Origin of the sequence: Anaerotignum neopropionicum, assembly GCF_001571775.1 — a bacterium.
GTDB classification, from domain to species: domain Bacteria; phylum Bacillota; class Clostridia; order Lachnospirales; family Anaerotignaceae; genus Chakrabartyella; species Chakrabartyella neopropionicum.
This window is the reverse complement of the sequence record NZ_LRVM01000009.1, coordinates 34,116-59,437: the sequence shown is the minus strand read 5'-3', so window position 1 is coordinate 59,437 and position 25,322 is coordinate 34,116. Positions and strand designations below refer to the sequence as shown.

The 25,322-nt window shown below is 39.2% G+C and carries 23 protein-coding genes; 1 reads left to right on the top strand and 22 read right to left on the bottom strand.

The window, feature by feature from the left end:
- Positions 1–81: 81 nt before the first annotated feature.
- The 7 genes from CLNEO_RS12195 to CLNEO_RS12170 all read right to left on the bottom strand — a co-directional run bounded on the left by CLNEO_RS12195 (position 82) and on the right by CLNEO_RS12170 (position 7,355).
- Positions 82–456, bottom strand: a complete 375-nt coding sequence (locus CLNEO_RS12195; RefSeq protein ID WP_066089442.1) for a cupin domain-containing protein — start codon at positions 454–456, stop codon at positions 82–84.
- Between the two features lie 47 nt (positions 457–503).
- Positions 504–2,462: an oxidoreductase gene (locus CLNEO_RS12190; protein WP_066089440.1), complete on the bottom strand. Its 1,959-nt coding sequence runs from the start codon at positions 2,460–2,462 to the stop codon at positions 504–506.
- A 21-nt stretch (positions 2,463–2,483) separates the two neighbouring features.
- Complete coding sequence (locus tag CLNEO_RS12185) at positions 2,484–3,086, bottom strand: peroxidase-related enzyme (RefSeq protein ID WP_201032929.1); 603 nt, start codon at positions 3,084–3,086, stop codon at positions 2,484–2,486.
- Between the two features lie 231 nt (positions 3,087–3,317).
- The gene (locus CLNEO_RS12180) at positions 3,318–4,502 is read right to left on the bottom strand and encodes an aminotransferase-like domain-containing protein (RefSeq protein ID WP_066089434.1); all 1,185 of its coding nucleotides are present in this window, start codon (positions 4,500–4,502) and stop codon (positions 3,318–3,320) included.
- Positions 4,503–4,727: 225 nt separating this feature from the next.
- Positions 4,728–5,414: a GntR family transcriptional regulator gene (locus CLNEO_RS12175; RefSeq protein WP_066089431.1), complete on the bottom strand. Its 687-nt coding sequence runs from the start codon at positions 5,412–5,414 to the stop codon at positions 4,728–4,730.
- Positions 5,415–5,959: 545 nt separating this feature from the next.
- Positions 5,960–6,202 carry a hypothetical protein gene (locus CLNEO_RS15585; protein ID WP_096348810.1) on the bottom strand — a complete coding sequence of 81 codons (243 nt, stop codon included), beginning with the start codon at positions 6,200–6,202 and terminating at the stop codon, positions 5,960–5,962.
- Positions 6,203–6,398: 196 nt separating this feature from the next.
- Complete coding sequence (locus tag CLNEO_RS12170; protein WP_066089428.1) at positions 6,399–7,355, bottom strand: ketopantoate reductase family protein; 957 nt, start codon at positions 7,353–7,355, stop codon at positions 6,399–6,401.
- A 267-nt stretch (positions 7,356–7,622) separates the two neighbouring features.
- Here CLNEO_RS12170 and CLNEO_RS12165 point away from each other — a divergent pair, with 267 nt between their 5' ends.
- Positions 7,623–8,177 carry a MarR family winged helix-turn-helix transcriptional regulator gene (locus tag CLNEO_RS12165; protein ID WP_083532000.1) on the top strand — a complete coding sequence of 185 codons (555 nt, stop codon included), beginning with the start codon at positions 7,623–7,625 and terminating at the stop codon, positions 8,175–8,177.
- Between the two features lie 423 nt (positions 8,178–8,600).
- Here CLNEO_RS12165 and CLNEO_RS12160 read toward each other — a convergent pair whose 3' ends face one another.
- The 15 genes from CLNEO_RS12160 to CLNEO_RS12095 form a co-directional block, all read right to left on the bottom strand.
- Positions 8,601–9,830, bottom strand: coding sequence for a nitrogenase component 1 (locus CLNEO_RS12160; protein ID WP_066089425.1), 1,230 nt, complete (start codon positions 9,828–9,830; stop codon positions 8,601–8,603).
- Complete coding sequence (locus tag CLNEO_RS12155) at positions 9,811–11,112, bottom strand: nitrogenase component 1 (RefSeq protein ID WP_066089422.1); 1,302 nt, start codon at positions 11,110–11,112, stop codon at positions 9,811–9,813. The genes CLNEO_RS12160 and CLNEO_RS12155 overlap by 20 nt, the downstream gene beginning before the upstream one ends.
- Positions 11,109–11,858 (bottom strand): nucleotide-binding protein, encoded by a 750-nt coding sequence (locus CLNEO_RS12150; RefSeq protein WP_066089419.1) that lies wholly within the window; start codon positions 11,856–11,858, stop codon positions 11,109–11,111. Before CLNEO_RS12150 ends, CLNEO_RS12155 begins: the two co-directional genes overlap by 4 nt.
- 13 nt (positions 11,859–11,871) lie before the next feature.
- A complete protein-coding gene (locus CLNEO_RS12145; protein ID WP_066089416.1) occupies positions 11,872–12,654 on the bottom strand; it encodes an ABC transporter ATP-binding protein in 783 nt (260 codons plus the stop codon).
- Between the two features lie 20 nt (positions 12,655–12,674).
- A complete protein-coding gene (locus tag CLNEO_RS12140; RefSeq protein WP_066089413.1) occupies positions 12,675–13,712 on the bottom strand; it encodes a FecCD family ABC transporter permease in 1,038 nt (345 codons plus the stop codon).
- Positions 13,709–14,752: a FecCD family ABC transporter permease gene (locus CLNEO_RS12135; protein ID WP_330382598.1), complete on the bottom strand. Its 1,044-nt coding sequence runs from the start codon at positions 14,750–14,752 to the stop codon at positions 13,709–13,711. The genes CLNEO_RS12140 and CLNEO_RS12135 overlap by 4 nt, the downstream gene beginning before the upstream one ends.
- A gap of 89 nt (positions 14,753–14,841) precedes the next feature.
- Positions 14,842–15,822, bottom strand: a complete 981-nt coding sequence (locus tag CLNEO_RS12130; protein WP_066089410.1) for an ABC transporter substrate-binding protein — start codon at positions 15,820–15,822, stop codon at positions 14,842–14,844.
- Between the two features lie 103 nt (positions 15,823–15,925).
- Positions 15,926–16,747, bottom strand: coding sequence for a helix-turn-helix domain-containing protein (locus CLNEO_RS12125; protein ID WP_066089407.1), 822 nt, complete (start codon positions 16,745–16,747; stop codon positions 15,926–15,928).
- Between the two features lie 624 nt (positions 16,748–17,371).
- A complete protein-coding gene (locus tag CLNEO_RS12120; protein ID WP_066089404.1) occupies positions 17,372–18,721 on the bottom strand; it encodes an MATE family efflux transporter in 1,350 nt (449 codons plus the stop codon).
- Positions 18,722–18,738: 17 nt separating this feature from the next.
- Positions 18,739–19,326 carry a TetR/AcrR family transcriptional regulator gene (locus CLNEO_RS12115; protein WP_066089401.1) on the bottom strand — a complete coding sequence of 196 codons (588 nt, stop codon included), beginning with the start codon at positions 19,324–19,326 and terminating at the stop codon, positions 18,739–18,741.
- Between the two features lie 327 nt (positions 19,327–19,653).
- On the bottom strand, positions 19,654–19,806 hold the full coding sequence (locus tag CLNEO_RS16775) for an iron dependent repressor, metal binding and dimerization domain protein (RefSeq protein ID WP_083532003.1): 153 nt from the start codon (positions 19,804–19,806) through the stop codon (positions 19,654–19,656).
- A gap of 230 nt (positions 19,807–20,036) precedes the next feature.
- A complete protein-coding gene (locus CLNEO_RS12110; RefSeq protein ID WP_066089398.1) occupies positions 20,037–20,675 on the bottom strand; it encodes a class I SAM-dependent methyltransferase in 639 nt (212 codons plus the stop codon).
- Positions 20,676–20,710: 35 nt separating this feature from the next.
- The gene (locus CLNEO_RS12105; protein ID WP_066089395.1) at positions 20,711–22,444 is read right to left on the bottom strand and encodes an ABC transporter ATP-binding protein; all 1,734 of its coding nucleotides are present in this window, start codon (positions 22,442–22,444) and stop codon (positions 20,711–20,713) included.
- Positions 22,437–24,242, bottom strand: a complete 1,806-nt coding sequence (locus CLNEO_RS12100) for an ABC transporter ATP-binding protein (RefSeq protein WP_066089392.1) — start codon at positions 24,240–24,242, stop codon at positions 22,437–22,439. Before CLNEO_RS12100 ends, CLNEO_RS12105 begins: the two co-directional genes overlap by 8 nt.
- A gap of 11 nt (positions 24,243–24,253) precedes the next feature.
- Entirely contained in the window at positions 24,254–25,276 is a 1,023-nt protein-coding gene (locus tag CLNEO_RS12095; RefSeq protein ID WP_066089389.1) for a methyltransferase, read from the bottom strand.
- Between the last annotated feature and the right edge of the window lie 46 nt (positions 25,277–25,322).

Here is a 25,322-nt window from a genome sequence, read left to right as displayed (position 1 = left end):
TTTCATTTTTTGAATACCGCGGATAAATCCCATCCCGGCTCATTGAAAACATCTTCTAGACCAACACATTTTATACGACTTTTACAAAGGTTGCAGAGGATTGACCTCCCCCTCAGGAGGTACGATACATAAAAATGTAAAATCCTTATCTTCAGAATGATTTACAAAATAATGGGGCACATCCGGCGGTATGTACGCCCATACACCTTGCTCAACGTCAACAACATCATCACCAACAACAAATTGCCCTTGGCCGTAAAGACATATCATCAAATGCGACCACTTATGAGAATGCACTACCGATTTTACCATCGGATGCAGCGTAAAGGAACGCATTACATTATTATCCCAGAATCGTCCGTTTGGCCCGAATACGATACGTTTCTCTGAATTTTCAATAAAGTTATTCTCGGTGTCCAATGGCAAATCCAAAATTTTCCCCGCATATTTGTACATTGTCTCCTCCTTTTGCTTGTCGCCTTAGATACGCAGTTCTTGCCAGCTTAGGCGTTAAATACACTTGCCTTGGTGTATCCGTCCAGCATTGCGTTATAAATCCTTCCGCCTTTTACTGCATTTCCTATTACGCTGACTTCGCAGCCTAAATTATTTTCAAATTTTTCAACAAATTGTTTATCCGGCACTACGCCCAAGGCGAGAACAACATAATCAACCGCAACGGTAACTTTAGAATTATCTTTCATATTCTCCAGCTCTATTCCATCTTCCGTTACCTTGATTAATTTGTGGCTCGTCAACAATTTAGGTGAAAATTTATTGATTCTGTTCATAATTTCTTTTAAGATTACTGCAAATATTCCAGGACCAGCATTGTCCAGCATTTCCACCATCGTCAGTTCGCAGCCCATCTCGCCCAGCATCTCGGCAGTTTCCAGTCCGGTCAACCCTGTTCCGATAACGGCAACCTTCCCCTTGGGCTTCACTTCTTTGTTGATCACTTCTTCATCAAGACAGACATTGGCACCACCTATACCTTCCATTTTTGGAACAATAGGCTTGGCACCGCTGGCAATAAATACGCCCACCGGCTTCAGGGATTTCACTAATTCCACCGTTGCCTCTGTATTCAGCATCACCTTCACTCCGGCCACTTCCATCTGTCTCTTCATAGATACGACAAAATCATGAATCAGTTCCTTGTGGGGCGGCTTGCTTGCCAAATTCAGGGTACCCCCAACTTTGTCATTTTTTTCAATTAAGGTCACCTGAAAGCCACGCTTTGCCAGCACCACAGAAGCTTCCATTCCGCCCGGCCCTGCGCCAATCACCACAACAGGCCTTCCCTGTCCGTTCTCCTTCAGATCACCGAGAATATATTCTCTGCCCATCCGTGGATTGACGGCACAGGCTACTGAATTACGGTGGAGCAACAGTCTTTCACGGCAAAACATGCAGCCAATACAGTTTCTTATTTCATCCTCTTTGCCTTCCCTTGCTTTCTTCATAAACTGTGGATCCGCCATCTGAGAGCGTCCCAGCCCTACAAAGTCACATACGCCTTCTTCCAGCAGCTCTTCGGCAAATGCAGGTGATTTAATTGTATTCGTGGCAATAATCGGTATGCTCAGCCTTTCCTTGAAAGCTTTGGCAACATGTTTTTTCCAGCCGGGAGTATAGGAATATGAATCACAGTTGGCATTGCCGTTTAAGGCACTGCCGTTGCTGACATTCAAAACGTCTATCCCTTTTGCTTCCAGATGCATACCAATTTGCAAACCATCTTCTAGGTTCATCGTTTCCGGCACATCAGGGGTCATTTCATCGCCGTTAATTCTAACAGATATGGGAAAATTCTTCCCAAGAGTGGCTCTGATACCATCAATGATCTCATCAATGAAACGCATCCTGTTGTCAAAGCTTCCACCATATTCATCCGTTCGCTTATTATAATATGTACTTAAAAACTGCCCAATCAAATAGGAATGTGCTCCGTGAAGCTCTACGCCGTCATAGCCTGCCTTTTTGGCACGCACTGCCGCATCAACAAACTTCTGCTCAATCTCCTTTATTTCGGTAACAGTCATCGCCCGAGGAACCGCCCCCCCCGGCGCAGCAGGCACTGCGCTGCAGCTGATGGACTGTCTGCCAGCAAGCGCCGGATTCGATGTGCTGCCGGCGTGATGCAGCTGGGCAAAAATACAGCAACCATATCTGTGAACAGCTTCTACAAGCTGCTCACAGGATGCGATATTAAAATCCTGTGCCAAACGTAGCTGATAGTTCGTCGGTATGCTGGTAACATCATCCACACCAGTGTACTCGTTGATAATCAAACCCAATCCGCCTGCAGCACGTTCCTCATAGTACCTAATCAGCCTCATGGATGCCGTACTGTCAGGATTGGAGAAATCCGTACCCATAGGAACCATTACGCCACGGTTTTTGATTTCCAGTCTGCCGATATATCCTTTCTCGAATAGCTTTTTATATTTCGTTTCCATAAGAAATTCGCTCCTTCGATACTACTTTTTCTCTCTGTTATGATAGTAATGCCCCTGATTTGCCACCGGCTCAACTGTACTAACCCAGCGGTTCGTATAATTGAAGAAACCGGCAATATAAGCTGCTTCAAGTATCTCGTGATCGTTAAATCCCGCTTCTCTGAGATCCTCAACCTGTTTTGCATCAATTTCTCGTGGGTATGCTGTAACAAAATATGCATAATCGCATAATGCTCTCTGCTTTTTCGTCAATTTAGCCGCTCTATAGTTATATGTTAGCTGATCCACCCATGCCGGGTCACCTGTCATACCTCTTAGGTAATCTCCGTGTGACGTCAGGCAATACATGCATCCGTTCGTTGAGGAAACCACAAGACCCATCATTTCCTTATCGGCATCACTCAAATAACATTTATCGTTAAATAATGAGCCTTTGAAATTAAGGAAGCCCATATATTGGGATGCATTGAGAGGCAACACCTTAAATAGGTTATTGATAAACCCCCAGTTTTCCGTCATTGTATCAACATTCTTTTCAAATACCGCAAATTCCTCATCTGTCATTTCACTTCTATTCGGTTTCTGTAAACGTGACAACTGTTCATCAAATTTTAAACTCATCATTCTTCTCTCCTTTTGGTTAATCAAATATGATTCTATATATTAAAATTATAATGCTTACTAAGGATTGTGTCATAACTTGTGCATTTTTAACTCAAAACCCAATTCTATGCAAAAAATAAATGCAATTCATTTAATTTTTTCATTTTTCCTTCTATTTTGGATACATTGCTGTTCACTTCACATTGAATGCTCAACTGGCGGAATCCCTTGCACCATGCTGCATAGATAAACCTATTTCAACATTTTTTTAATTTCTTCACCGAGAATCTTCATACCTCTGTGGATATCTTCCTTGGCTGTGGTTGAATAGTTCAAGCGGAGAGTATTTTTTACGTTGCCATTGGGATAAAAGCCTGAACCAGGAACAAAGGCAACTTTTCTTTCCAGACACTTTTTCTGTAATTCTTTAGCATCCATATACTCCGGAAGAACCACCCATGTGAAGAGCCCGCCTCTTGAACGGGTGAATTTACATTCTTTCGGTAAATACTCATCTAGAGCCGCCATCATTTCGTTTCTTCTCTTTCTGTATACCTCAATAATCTCAGCAACATGTGCATCCAGATCATTATCTCTGATGTATCTGGCAGTCTCCATTTGAGAAATCGTAGAGGACTGCAGGCATGCGGCCTGTTCCATAAGATTGTATTTCTCCAATATTTCCGTTGAAGCACAAACCCATGCAAGACGGTATCCGGGAGCAAGTATCTTTGAAAATGTTCCAAGGTATACTACGAGTCCCTTGGTATCAAATGACTTTAATGTAGGCATCGACTCCCCTTCAAATCTTAATTCTCCATAAGGATTGTCCTCTATCACAGGTACTTCATACTTGTTTATGATATCAATAAACTCCTTACGCTTCTGTAAACTCCACTCTCTTCCTGTGGGATTCTGAAAATCAGGAATAACGTAAATAAATTTTATATTCTTTTCCTTATCCAAAATTTTTTCAAGCTCCGACATAATCATTCCGTCTTCCTCAGTAGGAATTTCAATGAATCTCGGTTCACAGGTCTTGAATGCATTAATCGCTCCTAAGTAAGACGGACTTTCAAGCAATACTACATCATCCTTATCCAAAAAAATCTTGGCGGAAAAGTCCAACCCCATCTGAGAACCAGGGGTTATCAAAATATGATCTGCGTCCGTCTTAACCCCTTGTTTTTTGACCATTCTGTCAGCAATCTGCTCTCTGAGCTCCAGGAAACCTTCGGTTGAAGAATACTGCATAGCATCCGCGCCGTTCTCTTTCATAACCTTCATTGCAGCTTCCATCATCTTTTCAACGGGAAACATTTCCTTTGCAGGCATACCACCGGCAAAAGACAGCACTTCAGGTTGAGACAATACTTTCAGCATATCTCTAATTTCCGACCCATTCTGTAAATTCATTCTGTTTGCATACTTTACCATTTTACAACCTCCTTTGTTGGTACTATTACTATTTTATTATAATCCGCTACAATGAAAGTGTCATAACTTGATCATTTTTCGCCAAAAACAATAATTTGTACAGTTTTCATTTCCAATATCTAAAAAAAACCTGAGTATTGCATTTTGTACAATGCAATACTCAGGTAAATAGTTGTTTTTTCTATCAATATATAAAAAATCCGAAAAAATTAGTAAAAATATTTATTATCGCAGAAAATACATTTCCAGCATTCCTTGGATATCAAGGCTAATCACTTTTCGAGCGGTATCAGACAATCCATGTTCTATAGCAAAAATAATTGTATCGTGACATTTTTCACGATTCTGTAATTCCGCCCTTGATTTTTCTGAACCTATTAAATACTGCAAATAGCACCTATTCCTCAAAGTATAGATACCAATATCCTCATACATTTTTATAAGGTATTTGTTCCTTGAGCTGTTAACAATTTCCGTATGAAACTGGTAATCAACCTTTGCCGCTTCTATAGGATCATTACTCACAAGGGATTCCATATATCTTTTTTGAAGCTTATGTAAGTTATCAAGCTGTTTTTTTGTTATATACCTGGCCGCATAGAATGCAGCCTCTCCCTCAACGCAGACTCTCGCATCGCAGATTTTCAAGCAATCATCCGTACTAAACGGCGCAACCATGGAAATTTTATTCCTTTCTTTAATCAACAGCCCATCGGCAGTTAATGCATCGATGGCATGTTTAATGGGAGAACGTGAAACACCAAGTTCGGACGCAATTTTACTTTCGTTCAGTTTTGTATTCGGTTTCAGCTTCACTTCTAAGATTTCCTGTTTCAAACATTCATAAATCAGTTTCCCAACCTGTTCAAATGGATTTTCTTTTCTGAGTCTGTCCAAATCTTCAAAATTCATATTGTCCCTCCTGTCCCTATTATCCTTAACAAATCTTGTTTTTTACCGAAGCTTGTTGCAGTTAAAACAGTGTTATGGATAACCTGAACACGCACTCCCTTGCTTCCCTTTATGAGGCCTGTCAAGGCATGGAGGTTGGCTTAATATTGCGGAGATGAAAGCAGCTCAATTCCCACTGTTGTTTTATACTTTCATAATTCATCCCACGGCTTTTCCACAATGTAAACAAAGAAAGGCTTCTTGCTTTGGAAGCTTGCAATTAGCCGTTATTTTCGCCGTAATGTTTCGTTTGGCAACACCCTTGCAAACCTGCATGGTACTGCTTTCATAATATTCCTATTATGTTATTCTGTTTTATTGTATTTGTCAAGAAACATTTGTAAAAAAATTCTGATTCGAAGAGACGCTCTTCTTAGCACGAAAAAGAAGTGTGAAACAGCATTTGTCAGGGCTGATATGGAGCACCTTATGGGATGAAAAAGTTATGAGCGTGTGCGCAGCGCAACACAGACGGTGCTTCTTTGAACAGCTACCTTTTGTATCCTTTACTGTTGCTTCAAGCTCCGATGATACCGAATTGGGTTTGGATTCACATATCTTTGCTGGCTTCGGAATGTTCCGCAAACACGAGGTGTAAAGCCGAAAAACAGTTGCATTTCTATTTCTATAGCAGCGAGAGGTGTATCTCTCATAAATCTTGTAATCACTTTATTCAGTCCTTTCTTTTTCTGCAAATCGGGCAACAAAAAAGAGGTTATGTTTTTCAGTAACGAAGAACATAACCTCATGGTTGTTTTTCCCGATGGCAGATTTATTAAGTTGTTTTGGGGGTTATGAAAACAAAGACATCAAGATTTTTTATCCTGACGTCTTTGGATTTTCCTATCTGAAATTGAAATTTTGGAAGCTACCCTTTGGCATATCTGAAAACAATTAAACTTTTTTATGTAATAGATCCTTATAGCCTATTCTTCCATATTTAAACTATTGCCTTCCACTTCTCTTAAGTACATTCATAGCTTCTTCACGAAGTTTACTCCATGCAGGCATAGGTATACATGCCTTTTCATTTAATTCTTGAAATTTTTCATCTAAAGCCTTCATTTCGTCAACCGCATTCGCACAATGATTACTAATAACAAACTTACCCGCCGGAGTTTTTATCAATAAATATAATGCCTTCTGCTTATTTTTACGATTTTTTGTATAAGATTCTTCTTCTCCATCAGGGCGAATCGGATAGCCAAGCTTCTTCAAAACTTTATGCGCTTCGACTATTGCATCCATTGCAAGACTGATTTGTTCTTTATTTGCAATTTTCAAGTTGCAATCCAGAATATAGCAAATATAAGCGGTTGGCAAAATATGTGCAGCATGAGATAAAAGCCACCCCTCCATATTTTGTTCGAATGTCAAACGATATCCCGTTTTTTCAAACGCCATCATAATATTGTTATGAAATCCTAGAGATAAATTTTCGGTTAAGCCACCTATAATCATCGATACTTTAAAATGCATGCTAATAATTTTATCTTTTTCTCTCCGTCCACCAGTCCCTTGAAATCCAAATGCAACTTCTTTTTCTGTAAAAGACTGATTAACAATCTGTGCCTGACAATATGAAGGATTCATATTATTTCCTACCAATATAATATGGCGACTTATATTTTCAGAAAGTTGGGGAATTATTTCCAATACTTGATTGTACTGCACCACCACAAAGATCAAATCGAACTTGTCATTTGGCTGCAGCTTATCAATTGTTTTTACATGATCAATGGTGGTACTTAATTGACCATAATGGCGAATTATCAGACCATTTTTATCAATACTCTCTTTCCAGCTCCCTCTTGCTAAAATTGTTACGTCATTCTTACCTCTGCATAATTCGTGTGCTAGTTCACATCCAATAATTCCTGCACCAAATACTAAAATTTTCATATTCCTCGTTCCTTTCCATATGTGCAAGACAAATTGCATATCATTTACCTGACATGTTGTTTCAATTCTATTCCTATATCCTCTATCATTTGGGACATTACATAAAACCTAAGTGACTTTTAATCGAAGTGATATGGTAAACATGTTTACTATATCACTGGCAATCCTAATTTGTCAACATGTTTACTTGTTTAGTTTTTCATGCTATAATGTTTTATATCAAAACCATTTGCCATACGGGAGTGAAATCAACTTTGGAGAAGAAAAATGTATATGGAAAATTATAAAGAAGAACTTGATGTATTAAATGATATGCACCAATCATATAGCCTTCTGTTTATAGCCTTAAATAAAATACAAGCAGAAGCAGATTCACGCTTGGAAGACCTTACTTTAAGACAATTAATGTTACTTATTGCGATAACACACCTAAATCCACAAGAAACGACCATCGTAAACATTGCCAGTGCCCTTGGTACTAGTAAGCAGAATATAAACCGCCTTGTAAATTACATGGTCAAATCAGGTTACCTCTCTCGTAAGTATGGTCAAATTGATAAAAGGAATGTTAATATCGAAATTACCAATAAAGGCCTATCGGTAATGCAAAAAAACACAATCAATTCCAACAAATATTTTCTTGAACTTTTTAAGAATTTTTCAAAGAAAGAAATAAAAGCACTCCACCAAACTCTTAAAAAACTGGCAGACTATGATTACAAAAATCAAAACCCCTTTGAAAAACAAGTTGCTATTGATATCGGAAAAAACTCAGAGGACATGAAAAAATTTCTAAAACAAATTAGGGAAGTATTTTTGTGACCCAGTAAAATTAAAGTAACGGATGAGCTACTACGCCGATCAGCATTGTTAGAAACAAAATCAGAAAAAACGGAATAAAGCCAGCAAAACAAGAATTCGCTTGTCCTGCTGGCTTTTCCGTTAATCTTAAAGACTGGCTAAATTCTCTAAAATCAGTCTGTATTTTCTTTCTCGCATAATTCAACTTTTAAGAAACTTCATTACTGTTGACTAATTCAGTCCGTTAAGCATATGTTTGTGCTTTTCTAAAATCAACACTAAGCTGAACAATCATATTCAATTAGACTCCATTTTAATAGTAGTGGTTATCTGGAGAAATCCTTTTTCGCCTCCTTTAAAATCGCATATTTTATAACTTTGTATTTCAAACAAATAATCAACAACATTGAAACTATCTGTTTATGCCAATTCCTTTGTAACAACTTAATCAGGATCATTTGAATTAATCCACAAATTTGCCAAATGTACAGCTCCACGAAAGCCAACAAAAGGAGGTTCGTAAGGGTAAATCCTCCACTTTGTGTCAGGGTTCGAAATTTGCATATTTGTGTTTTTTCCACTCCACTCCAATGCCTCTCCGCTGGCCATAAGCCAGCCTTTGTCGTGACTAAAAACAGCTTTGCTCCAATCGTCTTCTGATAAATATGGGATATCTTCGTCTTCCATATCCTGGCAGTCACACCAGCAAATCCCCTTAGTAAATGATAACTCATCGCATCCGTATGATAGAATACCCTTTACAACATCGGCATGACCACCTAGTGACAGCGTTGCTGATTCTGGAAAGGAACGAACAATGCGCCTAAAATTTGGCATAACCTCCTCTATTCGTCCAAGCGAAGCCTCCTTTTCATCTATTAAAAATTCGCTGTTAATCTCCATATCAAGAAGCTGCGCTATCTTCATAAGCCAATTTGCCGTACCTTCTATGCCATAGGGACGACCCATCAGATACGGTGTGCCAAAGCGCTTTTCCATTTCTCTACCGGCATCTTTCCCCTCTTGACGAACAATGAGATTTATATGGGCTCCGCCCATGCGTTCAATTCCCTCAACAGATACGTCTGATGACAGAATACACAGCGGGTCCATGTTGAAAGCCCCCTTCATAATACGAATTATTTCATCTGCATCAGCTTGAAAACGGAACAAATCGGCGCAAGAACCAATCAGATTGAAGGTTGGAAGCTGTGTCCTTCCCATATCCTTTGGCAACGTTTTAACCAAGAATGTAAGAGCCTCCTGTACCCCTTGATGCTGCGTTCTATCAAAGCCGCCGCAACCAAAGGGAACGAAACAAGTATCAGGATATTGTGCTTGCAACCCCTCACAGATGGCAGAAATATCTATTCCAATAACCTCTGGAATAGAGGAAGGCGTCAAAAAGATTACCCGAACACGTTCACGCTCAATGACGTCTTCTATGACTTTTTCCAATCTTGACGTATCGCCCAACGCAATGTCTGTTTCATTGATATGGGTAGAGTACAGTTTACAGGCGTTATATACCCCTGCCCGTTTTAATGCTACCCCAGTGTAGAGCATATGACCCATACAGCCAAATTCAATAATTGCCGCATTACGGATCGTGGACAGTGTCCATAAAACACCCATGCGTCCTGATGGAACGGGTTTAAATCGATGAAGTCCCATATGTACCCCCTTTTGAAAAATGGCTTGATTTATTTACCGCACATAATAGTCGTTTCAAAACAGCATTTGACCGCCCGTAGCCTACCTGTCCATAAAAATCGAACATGTCTGTTACCCACGGAAACGTATCATTTGTATTTGGAAGATAGCCGATACCTAAATCAGGGCTAAGCTCTTGTAAAATCTGCAAAGCCGTATATTCATTTACAACTCTACACACAAGGGGATCATAGCCGCTTTTTCGGATTGACTTGGCATAATTCTTATCTTCTGGATAGTACTCTTCCATATGTAAGAGCAAAGGCTTCATTCCTAGCTTTGTGATAAAGTACTGGGTTAGCGGAAGCGGAAGATCAACCCGGAGAGACAATACATATTTAAGTCCATGACATATATTTGCCGCCTGCTTTTCCAAAACAAGGGCTTCTTTACGTTCCTCATCAAATACACCTTTGCAGGAAAGATTGAACTGTTTTGCTATCTCCTCATAGGCTTTGTCTATCTCCTCCACGGAATAGCAGTTATGTAAAGAAATAAACGGCACCCCAAATTCTTTTTGCATTTTTATAGCCAGTGGCTGTGTATAGGGAGACACAACAATATTTAATACTGCATCTGGCGCCACACAAAAATCATCCAATGAAGCACCTGGCGCTAAATATCTCAGCTTCAGACCATTTCTTTCTAAAAAAGGAAACAAAGACGGCAAGGGCGTGTGCTCCTCCTTGGGAGAACGTCCCAAAATGTTGACACCATTAGATACTGTGATTTGTCGCTGCATAAGGGCCACCAGAGCCTCCATGGTTTTCCATGATCCAGCGGGATAGCTGACATTTTTAAATTGTCCCAGCATCACGAACGCAACACGGATAGATAGCTCCGACTGTATTTCCTGTATAACCCCTTCAAAATCCTCTCCTATCAAGTCAGGAATACATGTAGCAATAAGCAGAATAGAGCGAGCCCCTGCTTTCTCCATTTTTTTCAGAGCCTCCATTACGCCATCTCTGCATCCAAACACAACCTCACGTGAATCCAGAACATAAAGCCAGTGAAGCTCGCCTTTCTCACCCTCTGGGTAAGGGCTGAACAGTCTGGAATGGGTGGTGCATTCCGGCATTCCAACAAGAAGAGAGGAAAGCCCTTCAATATCCTCGACAATTACAGAAGCCATACGCATGGGGCAATGCGTCCCCGGTGATACATCCGGTGTGAGGAAGGGAATCCCTTCACCGCTCTTGATTTCAGACAAACATTTTAATCGGAGCAATGAGCTTTTCATGCTTCCACCTCCAATAATAATTTAGCCAGCCGTTTGTAATGTGAAGCCATTTGAGAATCCGAAAAAGCCTCTACGACTGTTTTTCCTTGTGCCTCAGCCTGTTGTACAACCGGATCTCGCGGAATACGGTATACAACCTTTGTCCCAAGTTCCGCAGCAGCTTTATTCACAAGATTATTTTCATCTTCAATATTTTTTGCGTTCAGGATTAATCCTTTCAGGGAAGCATAACCTCTTTTCCCGAAACACTTTACTGCATTCGCAATATTCGAAGCTGCATACAGAGACATCATCTCACCCGAAGTAACAATGCACACATCATCGGCATATCCTCCTCGAATCGGCATAGCAAAGCCTCCACATACAACATCCCCCAAAACGTCATAAATCACTATGTCAGGATTATATATCTCATAAGCATTCAACTCTTTCATTTTTTCAAAGGCAGTTATGATTCCTCTTCCAGCGCAACCCACACCAGGAATCGGGCCTCCGGATTCTACACAATATACGCCCGTACTGCTTTTAACAACAATATCCTCAAGGGATGCATCCCCTTTAATTCTAAGCGTATCCAATACAGTGGGAATACTGTTTCCACCAGTCAGGTTTCTGGTAGAGTCTGCCTTTGGATCACACCCAATTTGCATAACAACATATCCCATGGCCGCCATAGCAGCCGACATATTGGATACAGTCGTGGATTTCCCTATGCCGCCCTTCCCATAAATCGCTATTTTTCTCATTATATTCTCCTTTTTAAGCCAAATCATAAGACACGCAAATAGGTCTACCTGTCCTTGAATCCATAATTATTTCAGCATCAATACAAAATGCCTCTCTGAGCACCTCGGTAGTCATAACCTCCACGGGAGTACCCGTACATATAATATTTCCGCTACGGATTGCAATCATATAGTCAGCGTGCCGTGCCGCAAGATTCAAATCATGTAAAACCATGACAATGGTATGCCCTCGTTCCCGGTTCAATCTATATAGCAGTTCCAATATTTCAAGCTGGTAAGACATGTCAAGATAAGTTGTAGGTTCATCTAATAATATGATATCTGTCTTTTGTGCCATTGCCATTGCAATCCAAGCACGTTGGCGCTGCCCTCCGGAAAGAGTATCAACTTCTGTCGTTTCCAGCTCTGTAAGCTTTGTTACTTCCAATGCCCACGATATGGCATTTTTATCTTCCAAAGAAAGCTTTCCAAATCCACGCTTGTGGGGAAAACGACCATAGGATACCAATTCTCCCACCGTTAACCCAGGGGGAGTTTGGGGCGATTGTGGAAGAATGGCCATTTTCTGTGCTACTTCCAAAGTAGAGAGCTTGCGTATGTCATGTCCATTTAAATATACAACTCCGTTTTTGGGCTTCAATATTCTCCCTATTGCTTTCAAAACCGTTGACTTGCCACAGCCGTTGGGGCCAATTATGACTGAAATTTTTCCCTGTGGTATATTCAGTTCCAAATCATCGACCACAATTGAGTCGTTATAACCTATCGATAGATTTTTGGCTTCCAAATTGTTCATTATGATTCACATTCCTTCCATTATTTGCTTCTCACCAACAGATATATAAAATACGGTGCACCAATGATTGCCGTCATAACACCAGTAGGTATTGAAGAAGGCTGAATAACTGTTCGCCCTATTGTATCAGCCACAGTAACTACAACCGCTCCCACAAGTGCACAGACAGGCAATAGAATACGATGTCTCGGCCCCACAAGGCGTCGTGCCAGATGTGGTGCAACAAGCCCTACAAACCCAATGTTTCCTCCTACTGCTACACAACATGCAGCGAGCGCAACTGATACCGCAAGCAAGATGCGACGCTCCTTTTCCACAGATGCACCAAGACTAAAAGCCACCTCGTCGCCTAAACTCAGTACATCCAGTGATCTAGCCTTTAACATAACGTATGGAATCAGCAGGCAAAGCCATGGGAAAAGCGCCCCTGCAAATTTCCAATTGGCCCCTAGAAACTGCCCTGCTTGCCATGAGGCAACAGAATTATACTGTTTTTCATCCAATCCCACTACCAACACCATGGTGAAAGCGGAAATCCCCGCTTGGACAGCTATACCTGTCAGAATTAGTCGTATCGGCGCAAGACCTTCACGCTTTTTATATGCAAGCACATAAACAATGACTGCCGCGGCGCTTGCACCTATTAAGGAAAAGAGCGGCAAAGTGAATATTGACAGGAAAGTATCTCTTCCGAAAAATATCACGCAAAGGATTACAAGCAATCCTGAACCAGCGTTGATACCAAGGAGTCCCGGATCCGCCAGAGGGTTTCTTGAAACACCTTGTATGATGCAACCAGACAGAGAAAGTCCCATTCCAACCAAGATAGAAATCACGATTCGAGGCAAACGAAATTGAAATAAAACAAGCTCCTGCTTCTCAGTTCCATACCCTAGAATTGTATAAAGCGTATCAATGGGAGATAGTTTGGAGTACCCCGTACTCATGCTAACAAAGAAAGAAACCACCAAAAACAGTGCGCAAACCGTAACTATTAGTATGTTGCGGGTGTGAAGCCTCTTCTTGTATGCTTCATTTTTCTCAAATAATGTCATCATTCGGCTCTCCTTTGTTTTCTGGCAAGATACAAAAAAAAGGGCACTCCTATCAGTGAAATAAGTGCACCAATAGGCATTTCAGAGGGCGGATTTATCTTTCGAGCACCCAAGTCCGCCGCAACCATCAACAAACTCCCCATAACCGCTGAAGACGGAATAAGCGCGCAATAGTCCACACCCACAATAAAACGTGCAATATGCGGGATGATTAATCCGATAAAACTAACAGCGCCCACGACCGAAACCGATACACCAGCCAAAATAACGATGATTATGGAGCAGATAATATTTACCAATATGGTTTTTAACCCAAGTCCTTTCGCCACTTCCTCCCCAAGACTCATGAGTGTTATTTTCGGTGAAATCAAAACTGCACCTATCAGCGCTACAACTATACACGGCGTCATAACAGCTATCTGATTCCACGTTGATGCGGATACTCCTCCCACAACCCAGAACATTATATTTTGTGAAACATCAAAGCATAGTGCAATTCCCTGACTGAGCGCGGTAAGCAATGCGCTAACTGCCGCTCCTGCGAGAACCAAACGCATAGGAGCATTACCACCTCGCCTAGAAGAACCAATCCCACCTACAAAAGCAGCACTTAAAGCTGCTCCAGCAAAGCAAAACAAAACGATTTCTATATATGTAAGTTTCGGCAGAAATGCAAAACATATAGACAATGCAAGTCCTGCACCCGCATTAAGCCCCATAAGCCCGGAATCCGCCATAGGATTACGGGTAATCCCCTGCATGACTGCCCCTGCAACAGCAAGCGCAGCTCCAACAAGGGTACTTGCAATTACCCGAGGTAGGCGGAGGTCAATAATGATTAAATGCTGTTTGTTTTCTGGATCGAAGCTCAGCAGCGCATCCAGAATTGTTACAATTGGCGTATCGGAAACTCCCTGAGTAACAGAAAACGCTGCAAGAAAAAGTAATAAAACCAATCCAACAATGACGAGAGCATACATCTTTCTGGTATTTGTGTATTTGCTTTTTTGCGGCACTGCCTTCGTCAATTTTATTTCATTCAAGCAATTATCTCCTTTCATATAGACTATCAGCAAGTGCTAGGCGCAGCTAAAATTTACGGTTGCCCCTAACACTTTTATTTTGGGTATGATTATTCTTTGGTATAAATTTCTATCAGTTTTTCAGCGGTAAGATTCATAGCAAGTGGACCAAAGGTGTTCATATTTTCATCAAAATAATATATTCTCCCATTTTTAACCGCATCAAGTGACTGCCACACAGATGAGTCTTTCATACTTTCAACAAAGGTAGTCGCTGCATCGTAATTGTGCTGAAACACTATGTAGTATGGATCCATTTCTGTTACAGCTTCAAGTGAGATAGTCTCATATGTGTCTGGATATCCTTCAGACCTCGTAAGGCCAAAAGTCTCGTAGTATACCGCATTGCCCCGTGTGATAAAACCTTTACTGTCTGTACGAAACAATACAAACGTTCTGTCCGGATACTTCTGTGCTACTTTTTTAGCGTCAGAGATTTTTTCCTCGATTTCTGCAATTAGGTACTGTGCCTTGGTCTCTTTGCCTACAATCTCAGCACAACCTAAAAGCTGGTTCTGCCATGTTGCGGTATAGTCCAGCAACACCACTGGTGCTATCTGTACAAGTTGATCGTAGTTCTCGTCAACACCACCTTGGGCAGCAAATGTTACGATAACATCAGGAGCCGACTCCAAAATCGCCTCGAGATTGATTTCTTTTGCACTCCCAAGGTCCATGATTTCTACGCCTTTAAGATAAGGTGCAAACATCTCGGAGCTTGAAAGTTCTTCCGTCTGCCCTAATGAATTTCCAATCGCACACGATGTTGGCGGCGTACCCAACGCAAGGAAGTCTTCCATATAGTAGGAATGTAGAAGCGTAATCCGTTCAGGTTGCTTATCCAAAAAGACCTCATGTCCTGCTGCATCTGTAATCGTTCTTGGCCATTTAGCAGTATCCTTAGTTTCCTCAGTTTCTGTTGAAGCAGAAACTGGTTGCGAAGTTGTTTTCTGTGTAGAAGCATTGGCACATCCGCTAAACAGCGCTAAAGCAAGCGACATGGCTAAAATTAATCCTAATACCTTTTTCAAATTGTTTCCCTCCTAAATAAAAAATTGTGTTGGTTAGCTTTATCTAACCAACACAATTTTAGCAAATACAATATTATTAAGGAATAGGCTTATCTTGAAAATATTATGGATTATTCCTGAATTTCTTTCTCATCTCACTGGGTGGAAATCCAAAATGTTTTTTAAAAATTCTGCTAAAATACAAGGGATCCACATATCCCACTTCATTTGATATTTGATGTATCGCAGAATCAGTTGTAAGCAAAAGCTCTTTGGCTCTGTTGAGTCGGTATGCAATCAAATAATCACCTGGCCCCATACCGGCGTATTTGTAAAATAAATAATATAATTGATTCGTATTCATTTCATATAGCTCAGCCAATTCACTTATCGGCATTTCATCGGCATAATTGTCCTGTATATAGCAGCTTATTTTTGAAAACACACTATTATCTCCGCTGACTGCTTGATTTTCGGCACAAACAAACATTTCTTCTAGGATACAACGAAATAGTGTTTCTTTCTGAAATGCCGATATAGCACCCGGCATATGAGAAACCTTCCACAATCGATTTATCAAGCCCTTCAATCGCGGACTCTGCCCGCTCTCTAGCTCAAAATGTACGTCAGGCAGAAAAATAGCATCTGTAGATTTCTGCTTTATGTCATATAATACAGATATGTATTGCAGTTCTGTACTTCCTATCACTTTTTTATCCAATTTCATTTCTGCGCCGCCGTGGATTACTTTTTGAACATCTGTTAGATAGGAGGTTCCGTTAAAATCAAACTGAGCTTTACCGCCTATAGGGAAAATAAATCCTGGAAATGGAGCTGAGCTTTGCCTTCCTTGTTTTCCGGCAACAACTTTATAACGGTATACTCCTTGGACGTGGAAAGATGATGTTGTAAAACACTCAACAAGTTGGTTCAATGCAAAGTCCATTATAAAGACACCTTTCTTCATGTAGTTTAGAGTTTGTAGTTAGTATTATCTAACTCAATATCATAACATTTCCTACAGTATTTTGCAAAGATTAGCATAATCGACAGAGCATGAAGCGTGTCTGTACTTCGTTCCACCCATACTAGCCGCTAAAACAAAACCCTCTATTTCATACTCTTATCGCCACTTCAATTATTGTCGCTTAATTTATATCACACTCCATATCCTTGTCAAGTATTGTTTGTTATATCACTAAATATCACACTTGTTCAGAAGAATATCCTAAACTCCTTGGGGGGAACTTTGAACTGCCTATGGAATGTGCTGCTACGTCGATCAGCATTTCAAGACACAAATTTGAAAAAATGGCATAAGCCAGCAGAACAAGAATTTCCTTGTTCTACTGGCTTTATTCTGTGTATTTGCACTATCAAAATTACCAACAGTTAGCCTATCCTAATTTATAGTCAAAAAAATTTTTTCTTTCACTATTTTTCATATTGTTCCTTATCCATTCATTACATTTTTATCCATTTACATTCATCTGTATTCGTACAAAAAACTATTACTCCATAAATAAACATTCATTCATTTTTTTGCAACAGCTCTTCACGATATGTTTTTTTATGTACGATTCATTTTTCTTAATAGACCAAATTCTTTTTTCAACATTAATATTATGATAAATGTTAGAACAAAATCTATTACGAATGATCCTATATAGACGGAACTTATTCCAAAGAACATAGGAAGAATGATCATGAGCGGTATGTATAAAAACAATTGTCTTCCTATACCGATTAACATAGCTGGTTTTGGCTTTTTGATTGCAGGCCAAAATGTCATGGCAGTAAGTACGACTGAAAGCAATGGTGCTATGGATATGAATACTCTGAAATTCAATATTTGGTCCCCACTAAATGTAGAAAACGGCAACATTATTTGTAATACATTTTCTGAAAACACCATTGATGTCAGCCATAATGGAAGCATTACAATGAGTGCCGCAAAGGAAAAAATCTTAAATGCACGAATAGTTCTGTCATATTGCTTTGCTCCAAAATTAACCCCCACTGCGGGCTGTAATGCTCTCATCAGACCGTAAATTGGTGTTAAAAACAAATTATAGAGTCGAAATACCACGCCATAAAACGCCAGGTCTGCAGTTGTTCCATATGTTTTTAAAGCTTTCATAATAATAATTCCCTGGATAACCGTCATAATTGTCATAATAAAAGAAGGCATTCCAAGGGATATGATTTCCTTTATGATATCCTTATCAAAATAAATTCTGAAAAAATTCACGTCAAAGCTTGCCTTGCCGCGAACACTGTAAATAGTAAATAATAGCACATAAACAAACATGCCAATATTAGTTCCCCATGCAGCTCCTTCCACGCCAAAGTCAAAGATTACCATAAATAAATAATTTGCTATGATATTAATAAGAAGTCCGATACCCATCATAATTGCAGCGGTTTTCATTCTTCCCTCGGCTCTGACAATCATATTGTAACCAATCCCAGCAATCCAGAATACACTTCCAAACAAAGTGATTTTAAAGTAATTACTAGCAAAAACATATTCCTCTCCGGTTGCACCCATAACATTTAAGAGAGGTTTCAAAAAAACAAAGCCAAAAATCATCATTATAATCGTAAGAATAAGAATCAGAAGGTTTACATTTCCAATTAACCTATTTTGAATCTTTTTATTATTTTCACCAATTAAAATACTTAGATATGAACCTGCACCAACTCCCACCAAAGAACCTAATCCCAAGGATATTTGTGTTAGGGGATATACAACAGATATTCCTGCTAAAGCAGTTTCTCCTACTAATCTTCCAACAAAAATACCGTCAAATATGACATTAAGCCCAAATAAAACCATTGCTATAATTGCTGGTAATGATAATCTGTAGCAAACCTTCCATAGATTATCATTTAATATCATTTCTTTTTCTTTATTCATTCTTTTTGTCCCCCCTTTTATAATATCGACATATGCTTCAGATAGGCTAAAAGCATTACCTTTAACATGTCTCTTACCTCTGCTTCATCATTATTTCCAAGTATATTGCTCCCCACTATCAAGGAGTTCATAAAAAAATCACACGCCGCATTGGTAAGAGGTATATACTCTGGTAAATTTTCATTGATGCAAAACTGAATAAATTCTTCTTTGGATTCATTATAGATCCTATTATATAATTCAGTTAACTCCTTGTTTGAGCGTAATTCCGTTAAAAAAATCGCGTATATTGTTTTATATGGATTTGTATCTAATATTTTATCTAAAAGCATATTCATAATTAATTCTTCTCGACTCATGCCTTTATTGTTACTAACATATTCGACAACTAGCTTTTTTCTATATGTCATCGAATCTTTAATCAATTCGGAAAAAATCTCCTCCTTATTTTTATAGTGGTAATACACTCCTCCTTTGGATATTCCCATTTTTTCTATAATATCGTCCATTGTGGTTTTGACCAGTCCTTTTTCAATAAAGAGCTTTAAAGCCACTTCTTTAATTTGCTTTTTTCTCTCTTCTTTCTCTAGTCTCACCCTTGTCATTTAATATACCCCCTTTCACTACCGACTATATAGTCGGTAGTGAAAGCTTACCATTCTTCATTCCTATTGTCAAGGTATCTTTGCATTTTTTGAGCTTATTAATAAATCTTATCATTTATTCCTTCATACAGAAGATCTGCATTCAAGCAGAACAAGTTTATCACCAAAAGTTGAAAATAATCAGTCCATGGTATCTAATTAGATAAATCAATATTTCTCACATTTTTTCATGAATAAATAACTATATTATATCAGCGCAAAGGACATCATAAGTAGCAATGAGCGAATGGCAGCCGATGCCACACATATATTTTATCTTTTACTAAATCACTTTTCTCCAAGCAAATATCCTTCAAGCTTTTCTAAGGTTTGGCAACTAATTAAATGCTCTATCTCGCAGGCATCTTTTTCGGATACTTGCTTGTCTACACCAAGGACTTCAGTTAAAAATCCTTGAATAACCCGATTACGACTTCGTATGCAGAGAACTTAAAAAGCTTTGTACTGACAATATAATTGAAATAAATAATAATAGGATTTATATTTTAAACGAAAAAGATCTTATTGATTTACTTCAAAAATAAATAATTTTATTTAATAATTTGTTTTATTTTTACGTCACTTCTTGCAGTCTTCCTTTGACATATCAAATATCTAAAGCACAAACAAAAAAAACTGACAGATTAATATGCACCTGCCAGCCTAAATGATTATCCTAAAATATCTGTTTTTATAGGTTTTGCTACAACATAATTCAGAGGGAAGGAGGCTTGAAAAATTCTAGATTCTACAATTTCAAAAGAATTCTCATTTAAAAATTTATGGTAGCTCTGTTCAGTCCATTTATGATAGGCACGAAAACCCGTGATCCTCATCAGCCTTGATAAAGCCTCTGCCTTTAAGCTTTCTGCATGAACGAAAGTTGGTGCAATTAATCTTCCCTCTGGTGTTAGAACCCTTTTGATTTCCATTAATACCATATCTGGATTAGGCATAACATGCAACGCATTTGCAATCATAACCGCATCAAAGCTACCTGAATCATATGTAAGTTTGCATGCATCCTGCACATCAAATTTTAGAGAGTTCGCTCCCATCTGAGCAGCCTTTTTCCTCGCTACTGCTATCATATCAGTAGAAAAATCGATAGCCTCTATATTCAGAATATGTTCACATAAACCAAGAGCAATGATACCCGTTCCAGTAGCAATCTCCAGAACATGCTCCTTCGGCTTCAAAAGCTGTGTCGTCCGCTGAATGATTTCCTTATAAGTTGCTTCGTCCTTTTTCATGAAAAAGTCATACACAGATGAAAGCCTATTCCAAACAGATTCTTCTTTTCTTGCCATACCTATACCCCATCTATTCTGCTCTACCCACAAAACTAGCTATTTTGATATTGTGTTTTTAACATGGTTGAAAATAGCCCTTGCTTTTCCTTTAACTCTAAAGGTGTGCCGATTTCCGCAATAACACCATCTTTAATCACCACAATCTTATCTGCACCTAACACGGTCCTCATGCGATGGGCAATAATCACCACTGTCTTATTCCTTACAAGTTCACCAAGAGCACTTTGTATTTTGCTTTCATTTTCCGCATCAAGGGATGCAGTTGCCTCATCGAGAAGAATAATAGGTGCATCCTTTAGAATAGCCCTTGCAATAGAGATGCGCTGTCTTTCGCCACCAGATAATTTTTCTCCATTTTCGCCAATTAAAGTTTCATATCCCTGGGGTAGCTTGTTGACAAATTCGTGGCATTGGGCAAGCTTTGCTGCCCGAATGACTTCCTCATCAGTGGCGTCCTTCTTTCCCAGACGGATATTATCTTGAATGCTTGAATTAAACAAAGTGACATCTTGAAATACTATAGAATAATACTGCAGAAGTGTCTCCGGATCAATCTGTGAGATTTCCTCTCCGCCTAGGGTTATTGCGCCCTTATCAATATCCCAAAATCTTGCAGCTAATTTTGCTATTGTGCTCTTTCCTCCACCTGAAGGCCCTACAAGTGCTGTTACATCCCCTTGCCTTGCTGTAAAGCTGACGTTATTTAAAATTTGCTTACCATCCTGATAGGAAAAATCAACATTTTTAAATTCTATATCGTAATTCTTTGGATTAAATTTATCTCTTCCATCCTGTCTTGGCATTTTATCCATTTCTTTCATGCGATTAATCCGCACATTTAAAAATAAGAGCAGTGCAAAATTTTCCATTGCCTCCATGATTGGATTGTAAATGCGAGCAGTTACAATAAGAAATACCAAATATGTAAATATCCCGATTTCCCCTTGTGTCAAAAGATACGCACCGTACAGGATTACGCTGGGCAGCCCAAGCTTTAAAAAGACATAGGACAGATTAATAAATGCGCCGATTAAAAGCTCCCCTTTAATCATAAACTTTTCCAGCGTATCGAGTTGCGTATTTAATGCATTTGAAAAAGACTCCTCTCTGTTATAGGCTTTTATTTCATGAGCTGAGTCAAGCCCTTCTTGGATTTTTTCTGAAATATCCCTTTTTATATCATATAGCTTAGCATGCATATTTTTTTGAAGTGATTTAGTTAAAATAAAGATAAATGCTGCAACAGGGACTACCCAGAAAACCGCAATAGACAACTGCCAGTTATAAAAGAACATCATCACACCCATAATGAATACAGTTACTGCTGCAGCATAAATCTGAGGTACCGAATGGGAAAAGAGCATCTCGATCTGGGTCGCATCATCCATGATGGTTGCGCTTAAATCGGCGATATCTTTTTTCCCGAAAAAAGCCAATGGCAGCCTTCGCAGCGTTTCTGCCAAGCTAATCCTTCTTTTGGCACTTTCTTCATAAATCTTCGTATAAGCCGAATTATATTGAAATAAACCAATAACCAACATGACTACGAAGAAAGCCAAAGACATAACTGCATAATATGAAATGGTCCTTTGTGTGGCACTGGAGGAATTCAATAGCTCACCCATGTATTCATCCAAAAATTTAAAGCCTAAAATAACTGGAGCCATAAAGCTGATATCCATAATTATTGTCCAAATGATAGCATGGAAAAGATCCTTTGCTCCTTTTTCCGATAAAGCATATTTATTTTGAAAATACTTAAGCATATTGACCTCCTATCACTGCATCGTTGTCCTTTATTTTCCAATCTACAGATTTTTGGTATTCCTCCCACATTGCTTTGTAAATGCCTCCCTGCTTAAGCAATTCTTTGTGACTTCCCTGTTCCACAATCTTCCCTTCTTGAATAACCAAAATTCGATCCACGTTTTGCACAGTTGTAAGACGATGTGCAATCATGAGAGTGGTTTTCCCTCGACTAAGCTCCTTCAAAGCTTTTTGAATTAAATGCTCATTCTCTGGATCGGCAAAGGCAGTGGCTTCATCAAGCAATACTATAGGAGCATTTTTTACAATAGCTCTTGCTATGGCTATTCTTTGCTGTTCCCCACCAGAAAGATAGGTACCTTTAGAACCTATGATTGTATCAAGTCCAGTTGAAAAATTTTCAATAATCTCTCTTGACTGTGAAAAATCAATGGCTTTTTCAAGTTCTTCTTTTGTAACATTTTCTTTTCCAAATATAATGTTTTCTTTTAAAGAATCTTTAAATAGCTTAGTATTTTGGAATACTAAGGAAATACTGTTCATCAGTTCTTTTTTCGGGATTTCCTTGACGTTTACACCACCAACCAATACCTCCCCGTCATCAACATCCCAGAATCTTGCCGCCAGCCTAGCAATCGTGGTTTTTCCACCCCCAGAAGCTCCCACAAGGGCTATCGTTTCTCCTTCATTTAATTTAAAACTGATTTTTTCCACAGCAGGCTTATCGCTACCTGCATATGAAAATGATACATTTTTAAACTCTAGACTATGATTTTTTATGGCAATTTTGTTTTCTGTATTGCTCATGGCAGGGTATTCTAGAAGATGATCCAATCTGTCGATTGCCTGCTCCGCAATCATGGTATTTTGCTGAAAGTGCATAGATTTCATTAAAAGCATAGTAAATATTGGTGATATAAGCATATAGAAAACAAAATCTGCAATGACAAGGGCAAGATTTTCTCCTCTTCCTACTAAAAAAATAGCCATTGGAATTAAGAAGAATGCTGCCGATTGCATAATTGTACTGTAAAACGACATGGGCTTTTGCCAAAGCAATGTATATGCATGAACCATATCCTTGTATTTGATAATGCTGTCATAAAAACGCTTAAACGAAAAAATACTTTGCCCAAAGGTTTTTACCACAGGAATCCCACGAATGTATTCTACAGATTCAGAACTCATTTCCTCCAAAGAATCATAATACATTTTCTGAAAATTTTTCCCTTCAGCACTCATCATAAACCGCATGGTTATAAAACCCAATGCAATGGGTACAAGAGAAGCTACCCCCATTCTCCAATCCACAGTAAAAATCAAAATGATAAGAATGATTGGTGATACAACACTTCCTGCCATATCCGGAAGCTGATGTGCCAAAAAGCTATGAGTCGTTGCTGCGCCGTCATTGACAATCTTACGTATTTTACCGCTGGAATGTTCATCGAAAAATCCCAATGGCATAGAAAGAATCTTTTTCATTCCAAGCTTTTGCATTCCAATTTCTACACGAAAGGCAGCTAAATGAGAGCACATAAGGGAAAGAAAGTATACTAAGATACCTCCTACGGCACTTCCGAATGCAAGCCACGCATAAAAACCGATGCTTGATAAATTAAGCGCCTGGGAATTTGACAAAATATCCCGTGTAATATACCATACCAACACAAATGGAACAATATTAAGTACTGCCGATAAACCTGACAAAATCAAGGCCAAAGGCAAAAGAATTTTCTTCTTCCCCATATAAGGTGTAAATCTTGATAATATAAATTTCTTTTTCTCTTTTATCATATTTGACCCTCCTATTTTCTTGCAATATCCACGTCCATGTCCCCAGTGAGCATGCTGACCGTCTGCTTAAAAACGTTTCTAAAACCATTTCTAAGCATAGCATCACTAACCTCTCCTTGCTTCAATTGAAAGTCAAATCCCCTCAAAACGCTTGGCAACCAAGATACCACCATCTCCTTAGGTCTGGTTTCCTCATGGGTTAAGCCCTCTGAAATGCACATAAATACCCCATGAGGGTTTAGGGCATCATATATTTTCTTTACCGCCAAGTCTAGGTTGTGCTTGGCAAAATTTAAGGTTCCTATGGCAAGAATAAAGTCATAGCACTCTCCAATGGAATCCTTCAGGTAATCACCTGTCATTACCTCTACCCTACTTTCAAGGTTGTTTTCCTTTATCGACTCCTCGGCAACCCGTCCAACCTCGGCCGTATCAAAAATAATAGCCTTCAGCTCAGGATGATGCTTTACAATTTCCAAGCAAATCAAGCCCGGGCCACCACCAAGGTCCAGCATTTTTCTAAATCCCTTAAATTCCGGAAGCCCAGAAACCATATCCGAAATTTCCTTAGCTCTGCCACCTCTTTGTTGTGTCTTCATCATTTCAGCCCAATCTCCAAATATGGAATAAGCCTCTAATCCCTCTTTTTCTTTCGCTTCACTGCCAGGGCCTTCCTTTATCAGCTTAACCATATCAATTTCATCAAAACCAGTACCAGCGTTATACACCCTAAGATGATCTCCAATAAACCACTCTGATTTTCTTAAAAGATATTTGTTTACCAGTGGGGTATTCCTATATCGAGCCTCATTCTTTTCCAAAAGCTCCATCCCTGTCAATGCATTAAGAAGTAATCTCGTATTTTCTGGATGCAGCATTAATCTTTCAGCGACTTCCGTAAACAGTTTCCCCTCTTCAAGTTCAGAAAAAAGTTCCAGCTCCATAGCCGTAAACAGTGTTTTCGTATACATAGGGGCATAAATCATATCAAGCAGCTTTTTTACGCTTGCATCTACGTGCGAACAATGTGTCATCGTTTTTCCTCCTTTTTTTATTCCACACTTATTGAATCAATATTCC

Bases quoted from the DNA above. Each gene is read 5' to 3' on its own strand.
- CLNEO_RS12105 (WP_066089395.1), bottom strand. From the start codon at position 22,444: ATGCTTAAGTATTTTCAAAATAAATATGCTTTATCGGAAAAAGGAGCA.
- CLNEO_RS12185 (WP_201032929.1), bottom strand. From the start codon at position 3,086: ATGATGAGTTTAAAATTTGATGAACAGTTGTCACGTTTACAGAAACCG.
- CLNEO_RS12115 (WP_066089401.1), bottom strand. From the start codon at position 19,326: ATGACAAGGGTGAGACTAGAGAAAGAAGAGAGAAAAAAGCAAATTAAA.
- CLNEO_RS12165 (WP_083532000.1), top strand. From the start codon at position 7,623: ATGTATATGGAAAATTATAAAGAAGAACTTGATGTATTAAATGATATG.
- CLNEO_RS12110 (WP_066089398.1), bottom strand. From the start codon at position 20,675: ATGGCAAGAAAAGAAGAATCTGTTTGGAATAGGCTTTCATCTGTGTAT.
- CLNEO_RS12145 (WP_066089416.1), bottom strand. From the start codon at position 12,654: ATGAACAATTTGGAAGCCAAAAATCTATCGATAGGTTATAACGACTCA.
- CLNEO_RS12120 (WP_066089404.1), bottom strand. From the start codon at position 18,721: ATGAATAAAGAAAAAGAAATGATATTAAATGATAATCTATGGAAGGTT.
- CLNEO_RS12150 (WP_066089419.1), bottom strand. From the start codon at position 11,858: ATGAGAAAAATAGCGATTTATGGGAAGGGCGGCATAGGGAAATCCACG.
- CLNEO_RS12180 (WP_066089434.1), bottom strand. From the start codon at position 4,502: ATGGTAAAGTATGCAAACAGAATGAATTTACAGAATGGGTCGGAAATT.
- CLNEO_RS12190 (WP_066089440.1), bottom strand. From the start codon at position 2,462: ATGGAAACGAAATATAAAAAGCTATTCGAGAAAGGATATATCGGCAGA.
- CLNEO_RS12175 (WP_066089431.1), bottom strand. From the start codon at position 5,414: ATGAATTTTGAAGATTTGGACAGACTCAGAAAAGAAAATCCATTTGAA.
- CLNEO_RS12125 (WP_066089407.1), bottom strand. From the start codon at position 16,747: ATGGACTTTGCATTGAACCAACTTGTTGAGTGTTTTACAACATCATCT.
- CLNEO_RS15585 (WP_096348810.1), bottom strand. From the start codon at position 6,202: ATGAGGTTATGTTCTTCGTTACTGAAAAACATAACCTCTTTTTTGTTG.
- CLNEO_RS12100 (WP_066089392.1), bottom strand. From the start codon at position 24,242: ATGATAAAAGAGAAAAAGAAATTTATATTATCAAGATTTACACCTTAT.
- CLNEO_RS12160 (WP_066089425.1), bottom strand. From the start codon at position 9,830: ATGGGACTTCATCGATTTAAACCCGTTCCATCAGGACGCATGGGTGTT.
- CLNEO_RS12170 (WP_066089428.1), bottom strand. From the start codon at position 7,355: ATGAAAATTTTAGTATTTGGTGCAGGAATTATTGGATGTGAACTAGCA.
- CLNEO_RS12140 (WP_066089413.1), bottom strand. From the start codon at position 13,712: ATGATGACATTATTTGAGAAAAATGAAGCATACAAGAAGAGGCTTCAC.
- CLNEO_RS12155 (WP_066089422.1), bottom strand. From the start codon at position 11,112: ATGAAAAGCTCATTGCTCCGATTAAAATGTTTGTCTGAAATCAAGAGC.
- CLNEO_RS12195 (WP_066089442.1), bottom strand. From the start codon at position 456: ATGTACAAATATGCGGGGAAAATTTTGGATTTGCCATTGGACACCGAG.
- CLNEO_RS12095 (WP_066089389.1), bottom strand. From the start codon at position 25,276: ATGACACATTGTTCGCACGTAGATGCAAGCGTAAAAAAGCTGCTTGAT.